Origin of the sequence: Actinoplanes campanulatus (assembly GCF_014647795.1) — a bacterium.
Taxonomy (GTDB): domain Bacteria; phylum Actinomycetota; class Actinomycetes; order Mycobacteriales; family Micromonosporaceae; genus Actinoplanes; species Actinoplanes campanulatus.
This window is the reverse complement of sequence record NZ_BMPW01000006.1, coordinates 353,927-369,942: the sequence shown is the minus strand read 5'-3', so window position 1 is coordinate 369,942 and position 16,016 is coordinate 353,927. Positions and strand designations below refer to the sequence as shown.

General features: G+C 69.9%; 19 protein-coding genes. 12 read left to right on the top strand and 7 right to left on the bottom strand.

Translation table 11 applies throughout. The annotated features are described in order from the left end of the window. Positions 1-8 precede the first annotated feature (8 nt). From IEZ13_RS14660 to IEZ13_RS14615, 10 genes are all read left to right on the top strand, one after another. Entirely contained in the window at positions 9-716 is a 708-nt protein-coding gene (locus IEZ13_RS14660) for an ABC transporter ATP-binding protein (protein WP_183222714.1), read from the top strand. A gap of 190 nt (positions 717-906) precedes the next feature. Next, positions 907-1,626 carry an ABC transporter ATP-binding protein gene (locus IEZ13_RS14655; RefSeq protein WP_183222713.1) on the top strand — a complete coding sequence of 240 codons (720 nt, stop codon included), beginning with the start codon at positions 907-909 and terminating at the stop codon, positions 1,624-1,626. A 2-nt stretch (positions 1,627-1,628) separates the two neighbouring features. Then, positions 1,629-2,507, top strand: a complete 879-nt coding sequence (locus IEZ13_RS14650) for a branched-chain amino acid ABC transporter permease (RefSeq protein ID WP_183222712.1) — start codon at positions 1,629-1,631, stop codon at positions 2,505-2,507. 49 nt (positions 2,508-2,556) lie between these two features. Then, a complete protein-coding gene (locus IEZ13_RS14645) occupies positions 2,557-3,591 on the top strand; it encodes a branched-chain amino acid ABC transporter permease (protein ID WP_183222711.1) in 1,035 nt (344 codons plus the stop codon). Then, positions 3,588-4,853 (top strand): ABC transporter substrate-binding protein, encoded by a 1,266-nt coding sequence (locus tag IEZ13_RS14640; protein ID WP_183222710.1) that lies wholly within the window; start codon positions 3,588-3,590, stop codon positions 4,851-4,853. The genes IEZ13_RS14645 and IEZ13_RS14640 overlap by 4 nt, the downstream gene beginning before the upstream one ends. A 46-nt stretch (positions 4,854-4,899) precedes the next feature. Then, the gene (locus IEZ13_RS14635; protein WP_183222709.1) at positions 4,900-5,646 is read left to right on the top strand and encodes an SDR family oxidoreductase; all 747 of its coding nucleotides are present in this window, start codon (positions 4,900-4,902) and stop codon (positions 5,644-5,646) included. Beyond that, on the top strand, positions 5,643-6,422 hold the full coding sequence (locus tag IEZ13_RS14630; protein WP_183222708.1) for an SDR family oxidoreductase: 780 nt from the start codon (positions 5,643-5,645) through the stop codon (positions 6,420-6,422). The genes IEZ13_RS14635 and IEZ13_RS14630 overlap by 4 nt, the downstream gene beginning before the upstream one ends. Further along, a complete protein-coding gene (locus IEZ13_RS14625) occupies positions 6,419-7,396 on the top strand; it encodes a phosphotransferase family protein (protein ID WP_183222707.1) in 978 nt (325 codons plus the stop codon). The genes IEZ13_RS14630 and IEZ13_RS14625 overlap by 4 nt, the downstream gene beginning before the upstream one ends. Further along, positions 7,396-8,595: an acyl-CoA dehydrogenase family protein gene (locus IEZ13_RS14620; RefSeq protein WP_183222706.1), complete on the top strand. Its 1,200-nt coding sequence runs from the start codon at positions 7,396-7,398 to the stop codon at positions 8,593-8,595. Before IEZ13_RS14625 ends, IEZ13_RS14620 begins: the two co-directional genes overlap by 1 nt. After that, complete coding sequence (locus IEZ13_RS14615; protein ID WP_183222705.1) at positions 8,592-9,191, top strand: TetR/AcrR family transcriptional regulator; 600 nt, start codon at positions 8,592-8,594, stop codon at positions 9,189-9,191. Before IEZ13_RS14620 ends, IEZ13_RS14615 begins: the two co-directional genes overlap by 4 nt. A 92-nt stretch (positions 9,192-9,283) precedes the next feature. On the opposite strand, the gene IEZ13_RS14610 is transcribed toward IEZ13_RS14615, so the two are convergent. From IEZ13_RS14610 to IEZ13_RS14585, 6 genes are all read right to left on the bottom strand, one after another. Continuing rightward, entirely contained in the window at positions 9,284-9,532 is a 249-nt protein-coding gene (locus IEZ13_RS14610) for a DUF6886 family protein (RefSeq protein ID WP_229794686.1), read from the bottom strand. Between the two features lie 64 nt (positions 9,533-9,596). Continuing rightward, positions 9,597-10,007, bottom strand: coding sequence for a PIN domain nuclease (locus IEZ13_RS14605; RefSeq protein WP_229794685.1), 411 nt, complete (start codon positions 10,005-10,007; stop codon positions 9,597-9,599). After that, complete coding sequence (gene vapB, locus IEZ13_RS14600; RefSeq protein WP_229794684.1) at positions 10,004-10,240, bottom strand: type II toxin-antitoxin system VapB family antitoxin; 237 nt, start codon at positions 10,238-10,240, stop codon at positions 10,004-10,006. Before vapB ends, IEZ13_RS14605 begins: the two co-directional genes overlap by 4 nt. 89 nt (positions 10,241-10,329) lie before the next feature. Continuing rightward, the gene (locus IEZ13_RS14595) at positions 10,330-11,418 is read right to left on the bottom strand and encodes an alcohol dehydrogenase catalytic domain-containing protein (RefSeq protein ID WP_183222703.1); all 1,089 of its coding nucleotides are present in this window, start codon (positions 11,416-11,418) and stop codon (positions 10,330-10,332) included. Then, positions 11,415-12,824, bottom strand: a complete 1,410-nt coding sequence (locus IEZ13_RS14590) for an aldehyde dehydrogenase family protein (RefSeq protein ID WP_183222702.1) — start codon at positions 12,822-12,824, stop codon at positions 11,415-11,417. The genes IEZ13_RS14595 and IEZ13_RS14590 overlap by 4 nt, the downstream gene beginning before the upstream one ends. Further along, complete coding sequence (locus tag IEZ13_RS14585; RefSeq protein ID WP_183222701.1) at positions 12,821-13,450, bottom strand: TetR/AcrR family transcriptional regulator; 630 nt, start codon at positions 13,448-13,450, stop codon at positions 12,821-12,823. The genes IEZ13_RS14590 and IEZ13_RS14585 overlap by 4 nt, the downstream gene beginning before the upstream one ends. Positions 13,451-13,551: 101 nt before the next feature. On the opposite strand from IEZ13_RS14585, the gene IEZ13_RS14580 reads away from it, so the two are divergent. Then, complete coding sequence (locus tag IEZ13_RS14580; protein ID WP_183222700.1) at positions 13,552-15,087, top strand: long-chain-fatty-acid--CoA ligase; 1,536 nt, start codon at positions 13,552-13,554, stop codon at positions 15,085-15,087. Here the strand turns inward: IEZ13_RS14580 and IEZ13_RS14575 are convergent. Then, positions 15,084-15,509 (bottom strand): (deoxy)nucleoside triphosphate pyrophosphohydrolase, encoded by a 426-nt coding sequence (locus tag IEZ13_RS14575; protein WP_183222699.1) that lies wholly within the window; start codon positions 15,507-15,509, stop codon positions 15,084-15,086. The genes IEZ13_RS14580 and IEZ13_RS14575 overlap by 4 nt on opposite strands. A 183-nt stretch (positions 15,510-15,692) precedes the next feature. On the opposite strand from IEZ13_RS14575, the gene IEZ13_RS14570 reads away from it, so the two are divergent. Next, complete coding sequence (locus tag IEZ13_RS14570; protein WP_183222698.1) at positions 15,693-16,004, top strand: 4a-hydroxytetrahydrobiopterin dehydratase; 312 nt, start codon at positions 15,693-15,695, stop codon at positions 16,002-16,004. Positions 16,005-16,016 lie beyond the last annotated feature (12 nt).

Genomic DNA, 16,016 nt, shown 5'->3' with positions numbered 1-16,016 from the left:
AGGCGGCCATGTCAACAGATCCCCCGCTCAAGGAGCTCGCGCTCCACAACATCACGGTCCGCTTCGGCGGCTTGACCGCACTCGACGACGTCTCCCTGCGCGTGGCGCCGGGGCGGATCGTGGGCGTCATCGGGCCGAACGGCGCGGGCAAGACCACCCTTTTCAATGTCATCTGCGGCTTCGTGAACCCGACCTCCGGGTCACTCACGCTGGACGGGCAGCCCTGGCGGCCCCGGCCGCACCATTTGAACCGTCTCGGCATCGCACGGACCCTCCAGGGCGTCGGCCAGTTCGCCGGCATGACCGTCCTGGAAAACGTGATGGTCGGTGCACGCAACCGGCATGCCGAGCGGGAGGCGCTCACCGCCCTGGAGCGGTGTGGCGTCGCCCGATACGCGGGCGCCCATCCCGGCGCGCTGCCGTATGCGATTCGTAAACGCATCGAGCTGGCCCGGGCGCTGGTCGCCAAGCCACGCATCCTGATGCTCGACGAGCCGGCCGGCGGGCTGGACTCGGATGAGATCCGCTGGCTCGGCACCCTGATCAAAGAGGTCGGCACCACCGTCCTGCTGGTCGAACACCACATGGACCTGGTGATGTCGGTCTGCGACGAGATCCTGGTGCTCGATTTCGGTAGGTCGATCGCGCTCGGCACCCCGGGCGAGATCAGCGAGAACCCACGGGTGACCGAGTCCTATCTCGGCGCTCCGGCCTGATCCGGGCCACCGTTTCCCTGCCGGGCTGACAGCCCGGCACGCCTTTCACAGCACGGGGCCGAACCGGCCTCTCATTTCGCATATCCGGAAAGCCGGGCATGACCCGGCTCTCCTCGGCATACCCACCGAGCGGCCCCAAAGGAGGAGCGCCGATGATCACCCGTACCCGGAGCGCACCGGAGGCATCGCCATGACCGGGGCGTTACTGCAGGTCGACGGCCTGACCGCGGGGTACGGCGCGGCACCGGTCCTGCACGACGTCGGCCTCACCGTCCAACCGGGAGAGATCGTCGCCGTGCTCGGAGCGAACGGCGCGGGCAAGACCACTCTCCTGCGCACCCTCTCGGGTCTGGTCCGCAGCTCGGGTGGCCGGGTCCTCTTCGACGGCGCGGACCTCGCCGGCACCAAAGTGGAGCACCTGGTGCGGAGGGGCATCGCGCACGTCCCGGAGGGGCGCGGCGTGGTCACCGAACTGACCGTGGACGAGAATCTGCGGCTCGGTGGGCTCTGGCGGCGCGACCGGGCGGATGCCCGGAAGGCGCTCGACGAGGTCTACGAGTTGTTCCCGCCGCTGGCGCAACGTCGCACCTTCGCCGGCCATCAACTGTCCGGCGGTGAGCGGCAGATGCTGGCCCTGGGCCGGGCGCTCGTCGGGCGGCCCAGGCTGCTGCTGCTCGACGAGCCGTCGCTGGGCCTCGCGCCGAAGGTGACCGGCCAGATCATGGCGCTGCTCCGTGACCTGCGGGAACGCACCGGCCTGGCGGTCCTGCTGGTCGAACAGAACGTACGCAGCGCGCTCTCCATCGCCGACGAGGGCGTGGTGCTCGCGCTGGGCCGGGTGGTGGCCCGTAACAAGGCGTCGGTGTTGCGCGACGACGCCGATCTCCGACACGCCTACCTGGGGTTCTAGCGATGGACCGATTCATCTATCTGACCTTCGACGGGCTCAGCCGCGGCCTGGTCTACGCCGCGTTCGCGCTGGCCCTGGTCCTGATCTGGCGCGCCGCGCGGATCGTCAACTTCGCGCAGGGCTCGATGGCGGTGGCCGCCGTCTACGTCGCCTATTCGGTGACGAACGCGACCGGGTCCTACTGGCTCGGGTTCGTGGTGGCCCTGCTGGCCGGGCTCCTGCTCGGGGTTCTGGTCGAGCGGGTGGTGATGCGGTTCGTCGACCACTCGTCACCGCTCAACGGGGTGGTGGTGGCGCTCGGCCTGGTCCTGGTTCTGCAGGGCACGCTCGGCATCATCTACGGCAACGAGTACCAGCCGGTGGAGACGCCGTTCAGCCGGGACGCGTTCGAGGTGGGCGGGATCGCGATGCTGTCGCGGTACGACCTGTTCGTCTTCGCCGCGGTGGGCACGGTGGTCGTCGTTCTCACGCTGCTCTTCACCCGTACGGCGATCGGTCTGCGGATGCGGGCCGCGGCCTTCGCACCGGACGTGTCCCGCCTGCTCGGCGTCTCGGTGGGCGGCATGTTGACGCTCGGCTGGGCGCTGGCGGCGGCGGTCGGGTCGCTCGCCGGGATGCTGGTCGTCCCCACCGAACTGGGCGTCCACCCGACCGCCATGGACGTCGTCTTCGTCTCGGCGTTCACGGCCGCGGTGGTCGGCGGTCTGGACAGCCCGATCGGTGCGGTCGTCGGCGGCCTGATCGTGGGTCTGCTGCTGTCGTACGTCAGCGGATACATCGACGTCACGGTCGCCCCGATGGCGATCCTCGCCCTGCTCGTGCTGGTGCTGCTCGGCAAGCCGGGCGGCCTGTTCTCCAGTTCGAAAGCGAGGGTGGCATGACCGCGGCTCACGGGCGCGGGCCGGGTGGGCATGCCCAAGGAGGCCCAGCATGACCAACGTACAGACGAAAGCGAACGCGACAGCCGTACCGGATGCGGGTTTGAATGTGCCGAAGCGCCGGCGGCGCCTGCACCCGGCTCTGGTGATCGCGGCCGGCGCGGTCCTGGTGGTGGCGCTGACGTATGTGCTGCCGCCGTTCCGGAACTATCAGCTCGCGACGACGGGCGCCTACCTCTGCGTCACCGCGGGCCTGACCGTCCTCACCGGACTGAACGGTCAGTTGTCCCTGGGGCACGGCGCGCTGATGGCGACCGGCGCCTACACGCTGGCGCTGACGCAGAACAAGTGGGTGAACCTGCCGCTCAGTTTCGCCGTGGCGATCCTGGTGACGACCGCCGCCGGCGCGGTGATCGGCCTGGCCGCGGCCCGGCTGCGCGGCCCCTATCTGGCCGGCCTCACCCTGGCCGTGGCGATCGTGGTCCCGTCGGTGACCAGCACGTTCGACGAGACGTTCAACAGCGACCAGGGCCTGTCGGTGATCCTGAACCCGCCGCCGGAGACGATCCCGATGGAGCGCTGGCAGGCCTGGCTGTGCTGGGGCGCGGCGCTGGTCGTGGTGCTGCTGCTGGCGCTGCTGATCCGCGGCCGGTTCGGGCGTGACCTGCGGGCCGTCCGCGACGACGAGACCGCCGCCAAGCTGGCCGGGATCAACATCGCGCGGACCCAGGTGCTGGCGTTCGTGGTGAGCGCCGTCTGCGCCGGTGTCTCCGGCGCGCTGTTCGCCGTGCTCGCGCAGAGCGTCTCACCCGGCGCGTTCCCGCTGACGCTCTCCCTGTTCCTGGTCATGGCCATCGTGATTGGCGGGCTGGGGAGCCTGTTCGGCGCCCTGTGGGGCGCGGTTCTGCTGGTGGTGCTTCCCACCCTGGCCCAGTCCGTCGGTGAGCAGACCGGATCGCAGCAGCTCGAGGGCAACCTCGCGCTCGTCGTCTTCGGTGTGGTGCTCGTCGTCGTCATGCTCGCCGCCCCCGGCGGCCTCGCATCCATCCCATCCCGAATTTCACGTCTTATCAGGAGGAATCGATGAAACGTACGGCGACGGCGGCCCTGGCCGTCGTGCTGCTCGCCACCGCGGGCTGCACGAGCGAGGGCGGCGGCAGCGGTTCCAGCGGCGCGAGCGTGCCGGGTGTGACCGACAGCGAGATCGTGGTCGGCACCCACATGCCGCTGACCGGCCCGGCCGCGGCCGGCTATTCGAAGATCGCGCCGGCCACCAAGGCGTACTTCGACTACGTGAACGCCAACGGCGGCGTGCACGGCCGGAAGATCAGCTACAAGATCAAGGATGACGGCTACAACCCGGCCAACACCCAGACCGTGGTGCGCGAGCTGGTGCTGCAGGACAAGGTCTTCGCGATCCTCAACGGCCTGGGCACCCCGACGCACACCGGCGTGCTCGACTTCCTCAAGACCAACCGGGTGCCGGACCTCTTCGTGGCCAGCGGCAGCCGCAGCTGGAACCAGCCGGACAAGTACCCGGGCACGTTCGGCTTCAACCCGGACTACACGGTCGAGGGCAAGATCCTCGGCACGTACGTCAAGGAGAACCTGGCCGGCAAGAAGACCTGCTTCCTGGGCCAGGACGACGACTTCGGCCGGGACAGCCTGGCCGGCATCGAGAAGATCCTCGGCCCGGTGGCGGCCAAGGAGAGCTACGTGACCAGCAACCCGAACGTGGGCCCGCAGATGGGCGCGCTGAAGGCGGCCGGCTGCGAGGTCGTGGTACTGGCTACTGTGCCCGGTTTCACTGCCCTCTCGATCGGCACGGCTGCGAAGATTGCGTTCAAACCGCAGTTCGTGGTCAGTAACGTCGGCGCCGACCCGACCACCGTCGGGAAGACGCTGGGTGCCGCCGCGCCCCTGATGGAGGGCCTGGTGGCAGCCAACTACCTGCCGCTGAACAACGACGATGCCAACCCGTGGATCCAGCTGTTCAAGAAGGTGAACGCGGCGCACAACGGCAACGCCGAATTCGACAACAACGTCGTCTACGGCATGTCGGTCGGCTACCTGTTCGTGCAGGCGCTCCAGGCCGCCGGCAAGGACCTGACCCGCGACAAGATCATCGAGGCCGTGCAGAAGAACGGCTTCCAGGGTCCGGGTTCGGTGCCGCTGCGCTTCTCCGCGCAGGACCACTCGGGGTACGGCGGAGAGCAGCTCACCAAGATCCAGGGCGGTAAGGCGGTGTACTTCGGCACGCCGTACACAACCGACGACAAGGACGGTCCGGTCGCGCCGTACACGGGTCAGCCCGTGGCTCCGCCGCAGAGTGGCGTACCGGCCGCGTAATATCTGCACTCGGACTGCAAAAACACGACTTCAGGAGGTTTGAGCGATGGCGGACCAGATAGCGATCGTGACCGGGGCAAGCCGCGGAATCGGGTTCGCCATCGCCCAGCGATTCGTCGCTCAGGGGGCGAAAGTCGCGATCACCGGCCGTGACACCGACGCCCTCGAGGCCGCGGTGAAGGAGCTCGGCGGCCCCGAGGTGGCCCTCGGCGTGGCCGGAAAGGGCGATGACCCGGCGCACCGGGCGGCCGTGGTCGACACGGTGCGGGAGCGGTTCGGGCCGGTCACCACACTGATCAACAACATCGGGATCAACCCGGCGTACGGGCCGCTGGCCAGCCTCGATCTGAACGCGGCCCGCAAGATGGCCGAGGTGAACCTGATCGGCACGCTCGGCTGGATCCAGGAGGCGCTGCGCGGTGGGCTCGCCGACACCGGTGGCTCGGTGGTCAACATCTCCTCGGTCTCCGGCGTGCGCCCCGCGCCCGGGATCGCCTTCTACGGCACCACCAAGGCCGCTCTGATCCACCTCACCGAAGAGCTCGCGGTCGAGCTGGCCCCGAAGATCCGGGTCAACGCGGTCGCGCCCGCGGTCGTGAAGACCCGGTTCGCCTCCGCCCTCTACGAGGGGCGGGAGGCGGAGGTGGCGGCCACGTATCCGCTCAAGCGGCTCGGCAACACCGATGACGTGGCCGGCACCGTGGCGTTCCTCTGCTCGCCGGACGCCGCCTGGATCACCGGGCAGACGATCGTGATCGACGGCGGCCTCACCCTCACCGGAGCCGTCCAGTGAAACGGGTCGTGGTCACCGGCGCCGGCGGCGGAATCGGGGCGGCGCTGGCCCGCCGGTTCGCCGCCGACGGCGCCCGGGTCGTGGTCAACGACCTGAACGGCGACGCCGCCCGCTCGGTGGCCGGGGAGATCGGCGGCATCGCGGTGTCCGGCGACGCGGCGAGCGAGGCCGACGTCCAGCACCTGATCGACACCGCCTGGACCGAGCTGGGCGGCATCGACCTGTTCTGCTCCAACGCCGGGGTGCTGTCGTCCGGTGACGAGACGACCCCGGACGCGCAGTGGCAGCGCGACTTCGGGGTCAACGTGATGTCGCACGTCTACGTGAGCCGGGCACTGCTGCCGCGCTGGCTGGACAGCGGCGAGCCGAAGCGACTGCTGATCACCGTGAGCGCGGCCGGGCTGCTGACCCTGCTGGGGAGCGCCACCTACTCGGTCACGAAGCACGCGGCGCTGGCCTACGCCGAGTGGCTGCGAGCGACGTACGCCCATCGGGGTCTGATCGTGCAGGCGCTCTGCCCGCAGGGCGTGCGCACCGACATGCTGACCCGCGGCAACGAAAGCGGCAGCGGGTCGGCGTCGCTGCTCGCCGAGGGGGCGCTGGCCCCGGAGACGGTCGCCGACCTGGTCGCCGATTCGCTGGACGGCGAGGGTTTCCTGATCCTCCCGCACGCGGAAGTCGAGGGCTACTACCGCTTGCGTGCGAGCGATCCGGACCGTTGGCTGGGTGGCATGAACAAACTTCAGCGCGGTTTCGAGCGGCAGGCGTCCTCATGAAGGGCCTCGACCTGGAAAAACTCCAGGCCTATCTGGACAGCCCGCCGCTCTCCGGGACGATGTTCGCGGGCGGTAGGTCGAACCTGACGTACGCGGTCACCGACGGCGTCAACCGGTGGGTGCTGCGCCGCCCGCCGCTGGGGCACGTGCTGCCGACCGCCCACGACATGGCCCGCGAGCACAAGGTCCTCGACGCCCTCTCCAAGGCCGATTTCCCGGTGCCGAAGCCGGTGCTGCTCTGCACCGACACCGAGGTGATCGGGGCGCCGTTCTACCTCATGGAGCACGTCGACGGCACCATCTACCGGGACCCCGCCGGCCTCTCCCCCACCGAGTTCCGGGAGTTGACGTTCACGCTCGTGGACACCCTCGCCGACCTGCACGCGCTGGACCCGCAGGCGATCGGGCTCGGTGACTTCGGCAAGCCGGAGGGCTTCAACGCCCGGCAGGTGCGCCGCTGGAAGCAGCAGCTTGACGCGTCCCGCAGCCGGGAGCTCTCCGGCATCGACGAGCTGCACGCCCGTCTCGCCACCGACATCCCGGACGGCGCCGGCGCCGTGGTGCACGGCGACTTCCGCCTGGACAACGTGCTGGTCAGCGACAAGCTGACGGTGAACGCGGTGCTGGACTGGGAGATGTCCACACTGGGCGACCCGCTCAGCGACCTGGCGTTGATGCTGATCTACGCCGGGCGCCCGATGCTGGAGCGTGACGGTGTGCCGGTGGCCCCGATCGACATCCCGGGCCATCCCACCCTCGACGAGATCTCCGCCCGGTACGCCGAGCGGAGCAAGCGGGACGTCAGCGACCTGCACTGGTACGTGGGTTTCGCCGCCTTCAAGCTCGCCGTCATCCTCGAGGGCGTGCACTACCGCTACATCAAGGGTCAGACGGTCGGCCCCGGCTTCGACACCGTCGGGGCGATGGTTCCCGCCCTGGTCGAGCAGGGCCACCGAGCGCTGGAAGGAAACTGATGGACTTCGAGTACGACGCGAAGACCGAGGACTACCGCAAGAGACTGCTCGCCTTCATGGACGAGTACGTCTACCCCGCCGAGGCCTCGTTCCACACCGACGGCTGGGAGCCGCCCGCGATCCTGGCGAGCCTGAAGGAGGCCGCCAAGGAGGCCGGCCTGTGGAATCTCTTCCTTCCCGGTGAGCACGGCGCCGGCCTGACGAACCTCCAGTACGCGCCGCTCGCCGAGATCACCGGCCGCAGCCCGGCGGTGGCGCCGGCGGCGCTCAACTGTGCCGCCCCGGACACCGGCAACATGGAGGTGCTCGCCGAGTTCGGCACTCCGGAGCAGCAGGACCGCTGGCTCAAGCCGCTGCTGGCCGGGGAGATCCGGTCCGCCTTCGCGATGACCGAGCCGCAGGTCGCCTCGTCCGATGCCACCAACATCGGCACCCGGATCGAGCGGGACGGCGACGACTACGTCATCAACGGTCGCAAGTTCTACATCACCGGCGCGATGAACCCGAACTGCAAGATCTTCATCGTGATGGGCAAGACCGATCCGGACGCCGCCCGGCACGTGCAGCAGAGCCAGATCCTGGTCCCCCGGGACACGCCGGGCCTGACCGTCGAGCGCGGCATGACGGTCATGGGCTACACCGACGGCGACCACGGCGGTCACGCCGAGCTGATCTTCGAGAACGTGCGGGTGCCGGCCGCCAACCTGATCGGCGTCGAGGGCGGCGGCTTCGCCATCTCCCAGGCCCGGCTCGGACCCGGCCGGATCCACCACTGCATGCGGCTGATCGGCATGGCCGAGCGGGCGCTGGAGCTGATGTGCACCCGGGCGCTGGCCCGCACCACCTTCGGCAAGACCCTCGCCGAGCAGGGCGTCATCCAGGACTGGATCGCCGAGTCGCGGGTCCGCATCGAGCAGGCCCGCCTGCTGGTGCTCAAGGCCGCCTGGCTGATGGACACGGTCGGCAACAGGGGCGCGCACACCGAGATCCAGGCCATCAAGATCGTGGTGCCGTCCGCCGTGGAGTGGATCCTCGACAAGGCGATCCAGACGCACGGCGCGGCCGGGCTCAGCCAGGACACCCCGCTCGCCGGACTGTGGGCGAGCGCCCGCATGCTGCGCCTGGCCGACGGCCCGGACGAGGTGCACAAGCGTTCCCTGGCCCACCGGGAGCTGAAGCGTTACCGGAGCGGTTCGTGACCACACCGCCCACCCGCGTCGACGGTCGCACCGCACGGTCCGAGCGGACCCGCAACGCGATCGTCGACGCGCACCTCCGGCTGATCGGCGAGGGGGACATGCGCCCCACCGCCGACCGGGTGGCCAAGCTGGCCGGGGTGTCGCTGCGCGCCCTGTGGAGCCATTTCGCCGACATGGAGGCGCTGATGGCCGCCAGTGGTCAGCGTGTCCTGGAGCAGCGCGACGCGTCGTACCGGCCGATTCCGGCGGATCTTCCGCTGGCCGAGCGGATCGAGGCGTTCAGCCACCAGCGGGCCCGCCTGCTGGAGGAGATCGGGCCCGCCGCGCGGGCTTCCGCGCTCAAGGAGCCGTTCTCGGCCGGATTGCAGCGCTATCGCAAGTTGCACACCGCACGGGTACGGGACGAGCTGACCACCACTTTCGCCCATGAGATCGGCAGCGACGAGGACCTGCTCAACGCTCTGACCGCGGTCAGCCTCTGGCCGACGTGGGCGTCGTGGCGCGACGGCATGGAGCTGTCGGTCGAGTCGGCCCGGTCAGCCCTGGCCCGCACGGTGGGAGCGCTGATCAACCCGGGCGCGGCCGCCCGCACCTGAAATCGCGCTGATCGGCCCGGGTGCGACAGCCCGCACCTGAAAATCGCGTTGATCGGCCCGGGTGCGACAGCTCGCACCCCGAATCGCGCTGGTCAGGCGGGCCGGGACAGGGCGTTGCGTAAACGGATGCCGCTGAAACCCACGGTGCCGGCGGTGACCTGGTCCCAGAACGGCCACGGGTTGTCGAGGATCCGCAGCTGGATCCCGGCCGCGGCGTGGCAGGCGATCAGGTCGCCGACCGGTTCGGGCGGGCCCAGCGGCTCGACCGGATCGGTCGCCACCCACGCGTGCGGCCGCCCGGTCCGACGCGGCTTGAGATCGTCCGGAGCCGGCCGCGACATGGCCGGCTCCGGACGATCGACAGCGGTCAGCGGAGGGCTACCTCTCCGGACGCGGGGCGCACGATCAGCCGACCAGGGCTTCCACTGGTTGACCGGTGACCGTGGCGATGAGCTCGAAATCCTTGTCCACCGCGAGCACGGTCAGGCCGGCCTTCTCGGCGGTCGCTGCGATGAGCAGGTCCGGAATAGACGGGGCCCGGTGCTGGCCTCGGTCAGCGAGGATCATCTGCACCTCCAGGGCCCGGTCCTCGATGGCGGGCGTCAGGTATTCGACCGGCATGTATGACAGCGGTGGGCGTGCGAACTGTCGCCGGCCGGCCTCACCCGAGCGCGCCGAGTAGCCGAGCTCGAGCCGGGTGATCGTGGAGAGCCGCACCAGTCCACGGCCGATCCGGGTGCTCCAATCGTCCCGGTTCGTTACCAGGCCGGATTGCAGGCGGACGTAGGCGGACTTGTCGATCAACCAGCTCGTCACCGCCACGCCGACTCCATTACGTCGGGATCGTCCAGGTCCGCGAAGACCTCGGCGGATCGGTCCCAGTCCGCTGCGGTCACCGTGCGTTCGACCGGGGGGATGCCTTCCTCGAACCTACGGCGAAGGTATTCGTTTCGCGACAGTCCGAGCCGCGCCGCAGCGGCATCGATCCGGTCGACGGCTTCCTGGCTCAGGTCCCGAATAAGGATGTTCGGCATGGTGACCTCCGGCATGCAGGCAGTGATATCACGATATCAATCATCCCTGGCCGATGTTCCCCCGAAAGGGTGAGCCACCGAGCGGCGGCCCACCCTTTCGGCGGTCAGAGGAGGACTACGGAGCGGGCGCCCTCGCCGCGGGACATGCGGTCGAAAGCGGCCGGGACCTCGGCCAGCGTGATCCGGTCGGTGATCAGGTGGTCCAGGTTGAGCTTGCCGTCGAGGACGTCGCGGGCCAGGGCCGGCACCTCGATGTCGGTGTCGGCCTGGCCGTACACCGATGCCTTGAGTGTCCGCGCCGACGAGAAGATGTCGAGCGCGCCCAGCTGGACCATGTCGTCGGCCGCGCCCATGCCGACCACGGTGACCTGGCCGCCGCGCCGGGTGGCGCGCCACCCGGCGCGGATGGTCGACGCCCGGCCGACGCATTCGATGGCGTGATCGGCGCCGAGCCGACCGGTCAGGTTACGGATGTCCTTGGACAGGTTGTCCGAGGACACCACGAAGTCGGTGGCGCCGGCCGCCTCGGCCAGGCCCTTCTTCGCCTCGGTGACGTCGACGGCGATGACCTTGCCGGCGCCGGCCGCGCGGGCCGCGGCGACCGCCGACAGCCCGACTCCGCCGAGGCCGATGACCAGCACCGATTCGCCCGCCCGGACCTGGGCGGTGTTGCGGACCGCGCCGCTGCCGGTGAGCACCGAGCACCCGAGCAGGGCCGCCACGTCAAAGGCCAGTTCCTTGGGTACTCCGATGACCGCGTTCTCCGGGGCCACCACCTGTTCCGCGAAGGCGCCCAGCCCGAGGGTGACGTGGACCGGCGCACCGTCCAGGGTGAGCCCGTTCGCCAGGGCCGCTACGCCGGACGAGGTGCTGCACAGCCACGGTTGGCCGTGCTCGCAGAACCAGCAGGTCCGGCAGGCCGGCTGCCAGTCGAGGACCACGTGGTCGCCGACCTTCGTACGCGTGACGTGCTCGCCGACCTCGACCACCTCGCCGGCCGCCTCGTGACCGAGCACGAGCGGGTGCGGCGGGCGCAGCGTACCGTTGATCATGGAAAGGTCGGAGTGGCAGACACCGGCGGCACGGACCTTGACCCGCACCTGGCCCGGCCCGATCTCGGGCAGCCGAAGCTCGGCGATCTCAGCCGGCGCGCCCGCGCTGCGGACCACCAGCCCTCGCATGTAGTGACTCATCGTTGAATCGCCTTCACCTGCTGGAATTCGGCCAGGCCGTACGCGCCCAGCTCACGACCGATACCGGACTGCTTGTAACCGCCGAACGGGGCGAACGGGTTGAACGCCCCGCCGTTGACGTCGACCGCGCCGGTACGCAGCCGTCGCGCCACGGCCAGGGCCCGCTCGTCGCTGCCCCAGACGGCGCCGGCCAGGCCGTACCTCGAATTGTTGGCGATCGCGACGGCCTCGTCGTCGGAATCGAAGCCGATGATCGACAGGACCGGGCCGAAGATCTCCTCCTGGGCCAGTTCGCTGTCCGGGTCGACGTCGGCGAAGACGGTCGGCGCGACGAAGTGGCCGGTGGCGGGCACCGGCGCGTCCAGCCCACCGGCGACGAGGCGGGCGGAGGCCCGTTCGATGAACCCGCGGACCCGGTCCCGCTGGACGGCCGAGGCGAGCGGGCCGAGCCGGGTGGCCGGGTCGAACGGGTCGCCGAGGGTGTAGCCGGCGGCCGTCTTGGCGGCGAGTTCGACGGCCTCGTCGTAGTGGGCCCGGTGGACCAGCATGCGGGTCCACGCCGTACAGGTCTGGCCGGAGTTGAGGAAGGCGTTGCCGACGCCGACCTTGACCGCCTTGACCAGGTCGGCGTCCTCCAGGATGACGTTGGCGGACTTGCCGCCCAGCTCCAGCGACACCCGGGCGACGCGGTCGGCGGCGGCGTGGCTGATCGCCCGGCCGGTCGCCGTGGAGCCGGTGAACGACACCATGTCGATGTCCGGGTGCCCGGCGATGGCCGCGCCGACCACCGGGCCGGTGCCGCTGACCAGGTTGAGGATGCCGGGTGGCAGGTCCGCCTCGGCGGCCGCGTCGGCAAGCAGGAACGCCACGAGGGGGGTCATCTCGCTGGGCTTGAGCACCACCGTGTCGCCGGCCGCCAGTGCCGCGCCGACCTTGGCGATGACCTGGTGCAGCGGGTAGTTCCACGGGGTGATGGCGCCGATCACGCCGACCGGCTCGTGCACCACCAGGGAGTTGCCGATCGTCTCCTCCGCCCACGGCTGGGCGGCGAGTTCGGCGTACCCCGCGAGGACGGTGATCGGCAGGCCCGCCTGGACCGCCTTGGCGATCTTGAGCGGGGTGCCCAGTTCGAGGCCGACGATCCGGGCGATCTCGTCGGCGCGGGCCGCGAGCGCCCGGTGCAGGCGCCCGAGGGCCGCGCCGCGCTCGGCGGCCGGCAGGTTCGCCCAGCCGGGCAGGGCGGCCCGGGCCGCCGAGACGGCGAGGTTGACGTCCTCGGCCGTGCCGGCCGGCACGTGCCCGAACACCTCCTCGGTGTACGGGTTCTCCACTCCGATCCGTTCGCTGGATTCCGGGGGCACCCACGCGCCCCCGATCCAGAGCTCGTCACGGTGGACCGGCGTCATCGGCGTACCCCCAGGTCGTAGCGGTCGGACAGGCTGGTGATCAGGAGATCCAGCCCGAGTTGGAAGGCACCCTCGTCGACCGCGTCCCGGTGGGCCGCGAGTTCGTGGGCGCGGTGCAGGTGTGGATAGTGGTCGTACAGCTCCGGGTCGGCGTCGAAGCCGAGGGCGAAGGAGCCCAGTGCGGAGCCGGTGATCAGGTAGCGCATCAGGGCTCCGATGTGGGTGGCCCGGGCCCGTGACCAGCCGGCGTCGATCAGCGCGCCGTAGACCGCCTCGGCCATGGCCAGCCCGGCTGGGCGGCGGCCGGGACCGGTGGCCAGCACCGGCACGATGTTCGGGTGCGCGGCGAGGACCGCGTGGTACGACTTCGCCCACAGCCGTAGCGCCTCACGCCAGTCGTTGCCGTGGAACACCGAGATGTCGACCTGCGCGACCACCACCTCGGCGACCGCGTCGACGATCTCCGCCTTGGTGGCGAAGTGGTTGTACAGCGACGGGCCCTGCACTCCCAGTTCGGTGGCGAGGCGCCGCATCGAGCACGCGTCCAGCCCTTCGGCGTCGATCAGGGCGGCCGCCGCCTCGACGATGCGCTCCTTGGTGAGCAGCGCCTGCCGGGGCCTGGCCATGAGAGCTCCCTGCGAGAAAACCGAAATCAACACTGGACGTGTAAAAACTTACGCCGCTAGTTTAAGCACAGCTGCGACGTACATCACTTAGGGAGATCATCATGACGACGCTATCCCTCGCCACCGTTCTGGCAGAGGCCGCGCGCCGGTACCCCGAGAAGGTGGCGATCGTCGACGCCGGTGGAGAGCGCATCACCTATCGCGAGCTGTGGGCGCAGACCCGCTCGTACGCGGCGGGCCTGCGCGAACTGGGCGTCGGTCCGGGCGACACCGTGGCGATCATGATCCCCAACGTGGGCGACTTCCCCCGGGTCTACTTCGCCGCGCTGGCCGTCGGCGCCCGGATCGTGCCGGTCTCGCTGCTGCTCAACGCCGAGGAGGTCGGCTACGTGCTGGCCGACAGTGGCGCGAAGCTGCTGGTCACCCACTCGGCGTTCCTCGCGGCGGGCGCTCCCGCGGCGGCCGCGGCTGGCACCAAGCTGGTCAACGTCGGTCCGCTCCCGGCCGATCTGCCGCAGTACCCGCCGCGCCTGGAGGAGATCTCGGCGACGCTGGAGCCGCTGCGGACCTACGTGACCCGCGAGGCCGAGGACGTCGCGGTGATCCTCTACACCAGCGGGACGACGGGCAAGCCCAAGGGCGCCATGCTGACGCACCTCAACCTGGTCATGAACGCGGCCGTGAACGTGTTCGACGTCCACCCGCTGACCGGCGACGACGTGGTGCTCGGCTGTCTGCCGCTGTTCCACACGTTCGGCCAGACGGTCGGGATGAACGCGACCTTCCGGCTCGGCGGGACGCTGGTGCTGCTGCCCCGGTTCACCGGTGAGGCGGCGATCGAGCTGATGCTCAGGGAAAAGGTGACGATCTTCCACGGCGTGCCGACCATGTACATCGGCCTGCTGGAGGCGGCGGGCAAGGCGGAGACCCTGCCGCGGCTCAAGCTCTGCGTCTCCGGTGGCGCCTCGCTGCCGGTCGCGGTTCTGGAGAAATTCGCCGGAGCCTTCGGCTCGACGATCTGGGAGGGGTACGGGCTGAGCGAGACCTCCCCGACGGCGACCACCAACCAGCCGGCATTCGGAGCGAAGCCCGGTACGGTCGGGCACCCGATCTGGGGTGTCGAGGTGGAGATCGCCCGGCCGGAGGTGCCGGAGCGGATCGAGTTCCTGCCGGACGGCGAGCTGGGCGAGATCGTGATCCGCGGCCACAACGTCTTCGCCGGCTACCTGAACCGCCCGGAGGCGACCGCCGAGGCCCTGATCGACGGCTGGTTCCGCACCGGCGACCTGGGCGTACGGGACGAGAACGGCTTCATCAGCATCGTCGACCGCACCAAGGACCTGATCATCCGCGGCGGCTTCAACGTCTACCCGCGCGAGGTCGAGGAGGTGCTGGCCCGGCACCCGTCGATCCAGCAGGTCGCGGTGATCGGCGTGGCCGACGAGACCCTGGGTGAGGAGATCTGTGCGGTCGTGGTGCCTTCGGACCAGGGCCTGACCGAGACCGAACTCATCGAGTGGTCGAAGGAGCGGCTCGGCAAGCACAAGTACCCGCGTCAGGTGCGGTTCACCGAGTCGCTGCCTCTCGGCCCGAGCATGAAGGTGCTCAAGCGGGAGCTGCGTAAGCAGTACTCCTAGACCTTGAGCAGTGGCGGCAGTTCCGCCACGATCGGCACGTCGGCGGGCAGCCACGGAACGCTGTCCAGCTGGTCCACGGTCAGCCAGCGCATGGAGCGGTGCTCCAGCGCCTCCGGCACGTCGCCACCGAGCAGGGTGACGGCGTAGACGCGGAGCACGGCCCGGCCGTGGGCCAGCGGCACGTCCGGGCCGACCCGGTCGCCGACCTCCACCCGGACGCCGAGCTCCTCGGCGCACTCCCGGACCAGCGCCTGCCGCTCGGTCTCCCCCGGCTCGACCTTGCCACCCGGGAACTCCCACCGCCCGGCCGCCTCCGGCGGGGAGCTGCGCTCGCAGGCCAGCACCCGGCCGGCGGTAATGATCACAGCAGCCACGATCACCCTGGGTGATGGGTGGCGCTTGACGTACTGTTCGGGCCGCATGCGATCAAAGATCGCACAGAAGTTCGTCGTTCAGGTTGCCCACTGGTGCCCTGATCGTCACGCAATCACGGATATGTGGCCGTGGACACGAGTGTCCGGACGGACGAAACTGTGGGGCACCGACCATGACGACACGGCGACAGTTCGGCCACAAGCCGGCAACGACGCTAGGGGGGTGCGGCAGTGCGGGCCAGAAAACGCCGGGACTCCGGCGCGGATTATCTCAGCGACGCCCTTGCGCTACTCAGCGGATGGACCCGTGACGGGGTGCAGCTCCGCCGGGATCTGGCATGTGACGACAGTCAGCATGCCGCGTTGACCGAGCGGATCAAGGTCGCGGCGGACACTCTTCACATCAGGCCGACCATCCGGCGCGTCAACGGTCACACTCAGATCTGCCTGGGTCCGCAGGACGGTTCGACCATCACCGACGGTGAGGTCACCCTGGCGGCCCGGATCGAGGATTTCTACCGCACCGTGGTCGGAAGGCCGTAGAACGGGCGGACT

Coding starts and splice junctions, on each gene's coding strand:
- IEZ13_RS14660 (WP_183222714.1), top strand. CDS start 9: ATGTCAACAGATCCCCCGCTCAAGGAGCTCGCGCTCCACAACATCACG.
- IEZ13_RS14655 (WP_183222713.1), top strand. CDS start 907: ATGACCGGGGCGTTACTGCAGGTCGACGGCCTGACCGCGGGGTACGGC.
- IEZ13_RS14650 (WP_183222712.1), top strand. CDS start 1,629: ATGGACCGATTCATCTATCTGACCTTCGACGGGCTCAGCCGCGGCCTG.
- IEZ13_RS14645 (WP_183222711.1), top strand. CDS start 2,557: ATGACCAACGTACAGACGAAAGCGAACGCGACAGCCGTACCGGATGCG.
- IEZ13_RS14640 (WP_183222710.1), top strand. CDS start 3,588: ATGAAACGTACGGCGACGGCGGCCCTGGCCGTCGTGCTGCTCGCCACC.
- IEZ13_RS14635 (WP_183222709.1), top strand. CDS start 4,900: ATGGCGGACCAGATAGCGATCGTGACCGGGGCAAGCCGCGGAATCGGG.
- IEZ13_RS14625 (WP_183222707.1), top strand. CDS start 6,419: ATGAAGGGCCTCGACCTGGAAAAACTCCAGGCCTATCTGGACAGCCCG.
- IEZ13_RS14620 (WP_183222706.1), top strand. CDS start 7,396: ATGGACTTCGAGTACGACGCGAAGACCGAGGACTACCGCAAGAGACTG.
- IEZ13_RS14610 (WP_229794686.1), bottom strand. CDS start 9,532: ATGTCGCGGCCGGCTCCGGACGATCTCAAGCCGCGTCGGACCGGGCGG.
- vapB (WP_229794684.1), bottom strand. CDS start 10,240: ATGCCGGAGGTCACCATGCCGAACATCCTTATTCGGGACCTGAGCCAG.
- IEZ13_RS14595 (WP_183222703.1), bottom strand. CDS start 11,418: ATGAGTCACTACATGCGAGGGCTGGTGGTCCGCAGCGCGGGCGCGCCG.
- IEZ13_RS14590 (WP_183222702.1), bottom strand. CDS start 12,824: ATGACGCCGGTCCACCGTGACGAGCTCTGGATCGGGGGCGCGTGGGTG.
- IEZ13_RS14585 (WP_183222701.1), bottom strand. CDS start 13,450: ATGGCCAGGCCCCGGCAGGCGCTGCTCACCAAGGAGCGCATCGTCGAG.
- IEZ13_RS14580 (WP_183222700.1), top strand. CDS start 13,552: ATGACGACGCTATCCCTCGCCACCGTTCTGGCAGAGGCCGCGCGCCGG.
- IEZ13_RS14575 (WP_183222699.1), bottom strand. CDS start 15,509: ATGCGGCCCGAACAGTACGTCAAGCGCCACCCATCACCCAGGGTGATC.